This window comes from Pseudundibacterium arcticum (assembly GCF_042646465.1).
GTDB lineage: Bacteria > Pseudomonadota > Gammaproteobacteria > Burkholderiales > Burkholderiaceae_D > Undibacterium_A > Undibacterium_A arcticum.
On the sequence record NZ_JBHRTP010000014.1, the window covers coordinates 1 to 2,845 of the forward strand.

At 57.9% G+C, this 2,845-nt stretch carries 3 protein-coding genes; 1 reads left to right on the top strand and 2 read right to left on the bottom strand.

Going from position 1 to position 2,845, the window contains the following annotated elements; translation table 11 throughout:
* Window positions 1–67: 67 nt before the first annotated feature.
* Together ACFOFO_RS05640 and ACFOFO_RS05645 are read right to left on the bottom strand one after the other, a co-directional pair.
* Complete coding sequence (locus tag ACFOFO_RS05640; protein ID WP_390323733.1) at window positions 68–406, bottom strand: NAD(P) transhydrogenase subunit alpha part 2; 339 nt, start codon at window positions 404–406, stop codon at window positions 68–70.
* Between the two features lie 12 nt (window positions 407–418).
* A complete protein-coding gene (locus tag ACFOFO_RS05645) occupies window positions 419–1,537 on the bottom strand; it encodes a Re/Si-specific NAD(P)(+) transhydrogenase subunit alpha (protein WP_390323732.1) in 1,119 nt (372 codons plus the stop codon).
* A gap of 591 nt (window positions 1,538–2,128) precedes the next feature.
* Between ACFOFO_RS05645 and ACFOFO_RS05650 the strand changes: the two genes are divergently transcribed.
* Window positions 2,129–2,845, top strand: a 717-nt coding sequence (locus ACFOFO_RS05650) for a phosphomethylpyrimidine synthase ThiC (RefSeq protein ID WP_390331084.1), incomplete at its 3' end; no start/stop codon positions are given.

Consider the following 2,845-nt stretch of genomic DNA (forward strand, 5'->3'; position numbering starts at 1 on the left):
TGGATGAAACAGACCGATGCGATCAGGTACAGCATCGTCACCAGGTTCATGCTCACGAATTGCATACTCATGATTGCACTCCCACGGTGCTTGCCGCAGCGGACTTGGACGAGGTTTTCGGTTCTTTTTTCTTGAACATTTCGAGCATGCGTTGCGTCACTAAGAATCCGCCGAATACATTGACCGCCGCCAGCGCGACCGCCAGCGTGCCCATGGCTTGGCCGACCGGGCCTTCAGTGAGGCCGGCGGCCAGCATCGCGCCGACGATGATGATGGCGGAAATCGCGTTGGTGACCGCCATCAGCGGTGTGTGCAGTGCCGGTGTGACGGTCCAGACCACGTGGTAGCCGACGTAAATCGCCAGCACGAAGATGATCAGGTTGATGATGGTGTGACTGACTTCCATGAGGCCCCCTAATTATGAATTTGTGATGATCTCGCCGCCGGCACACAGCAGCGTCGCGGCGACAATTTCGTCTGCACGGTTAATCGCCAGATTGGCGTCGGTGTCGATGATCAGCTTGAGGAAATCGAGCACGTTGCGTGAGTACAAGGCGGAGGCATCGGCCGCCACCAGCATTGCCAGATTGGAGTCGCCGATGATGTGAACGCCGTATTTAGTGACAGTTTTTCCGGATTCCGACAGCGCACAATTGCCGCCCTGCTCGGCCGCCATATCGACGATGACCGAGCCCGGTTTCATCGCCTTGACGGTGTCTTCGGAGATCAATATCGGCGCCTTGCGACCCGGAATCAATGCGGTGGTGATGATGATGTCGGCCTGCTTGGCACGCGCATGCACCAGTTCAGCCTGACGCCGCATCCAGTCGGCCGGCATCGAGCGGGCGTAACCGCCGGCGCCTTGTGCGATTTCGCGCTCTTCATCGGTAACGAAGGGCACATCGAGGAACTTGGCGCCGAGCGACTCGACTTGCTCCTTGACCGGCGGGCGCACGTCGGACGCTTCAATCACGGCACCGAGGCGTTTGGCGGTGGCAATTGCCTGCAGACCGGCCACACCGACACCCATGATCAGCACGCGCGCGGCTTTCACGGTGCCGGCGGCGGTCATCAGCATAGGCATGAAGCGGCCGTAGGCATTGGTAGCCAGCAATACCGCTTTGTAGCCGGCGATATTGGCTTGCGACGACAGCACGTCCATCGATTGTGCACGCGTAATGCGCGGTGCGGCTTCCAGCGCGAATGCGGTCAGCCCGTGTGCGGCCATTGCAGCGATATTGTCGGCATCGAAAGGGTTGAGCATGCCCACCACGACCGTGCCCGATTTGATCAGCGCACGTTCTTCTGCTGATGGTGCTCGTACCTTGAGCACCATGTCGCAGCCGAAGGCATCAGCCGCCGTGCCGGGTTGTGCACCGGCAGCCTGATAGGCTTCATCTATCACGCTCGATGTAACACCAGCACCCGACTGCACAATTACTTGGTGCTTGGCCGCCACAAGCTTTTTCACTGTTTCAGGGGTTGCGGCTACGCGTGTCTCTCCCAGCCGCGTTTCGGCGGGAATGCCGATTCTCATACACTTCTCCAGTTGGCGTTATTGAATAAATCAAGATATGGCCAAAGTTCCCATTTCTCGCTTTGTTGTTAGGTTTTGACGGACGCCGGCACGCCTGGAACTGTCATTCTGCACCGGTCCATGCCTCTTTTTTTTTGCGGTGGCAGCGCATGCGCTTTCAGGGTGTCGCCGCAAACGCGGTAGGGCATGGGCTTCTCTGCACGTGAAATCGCGTTGAATCGCGCCGGATTGTCCAACTTTTTTCCGGCATATCGATTTATTCAACAATGCCCATCCATGATGCGTTCCTGTCAATTAGACGTTGGGAGGATTGTGCGAGACCGGTCTGGCCTTATCCTTGACGGCGGTTAAGATTCAATGTTTTTGACTCTGAATTCCGATGCGCTTGAAAAATAATCGAAGCGAATTCAAGTCATCTCCGGAAGATTGACCTCGGTCAAGGTGACGAGACGACCTTGTTTCGTAGACTCGCAATCACTTTAACGGGCAACACCTGATCTGGATAATGCCAGCGAAGGGAAACTATCGGCACAGAGCCTTTCCTCTCTTTCCGGCGTTCCTTCGTTTTTCAAACATGCGCAAAGAAAAACTATGAACGCCAATCCAAAATTCCTGTCCGCTACTGCCACGGTAGACGAGGCGGCGGTCCAGCCCTTGCCCAATTCCAGCAAAGTGTATATCACGGGTTCGCGCCCGGATATCCGCGTGCCGATGCGCAGAATCAGCCAATCCGACACGCCCGCGTCCTTTGGTTTCGAGGCCAATCCGCCGATCTATGTGTACGACACCTCGGGCCCGTATACCGACCCGGATGCGAACATCGACATCCGCTCCGGCCTGGCATCGGTGCGTGGGAACTGGATCGCCGAACGCAACGATACCGAAGAACTGAGCGGCCCCAGCTCGGCTTACGGCGTGGAACGCCTGAACGACCCGGCCCTGGCCGAACTGCGCTTCGACCTGCACCGCAAGCCGCGCCGCGCTCTGGCTGGCAAGAACGTGTCACAGATGCACTATGCGCGCCAGGGCATCATCACGCCGGAAATGGAATTCGTAGCGATCCGCGAAAACATGCGGCGCCGTGAATACCTGGAAGAACTGCAAGCCTCCGGCCCGATGGGCCACAAGCTGGCCACCTTGATGGGGCGCCAGCATCCGGGGCAGTCGTTCGGCGCGGCCGCATTTTCCAACACCGCGGCTGAAATCACGGCGGAATTCGTGCGCGAGGAAATTGCCCGTGGCCGCGCCATCATCCCGGCCAACATCAATCACCCGGAAATCGAACCGATGATCATCGGTCGCAACTTC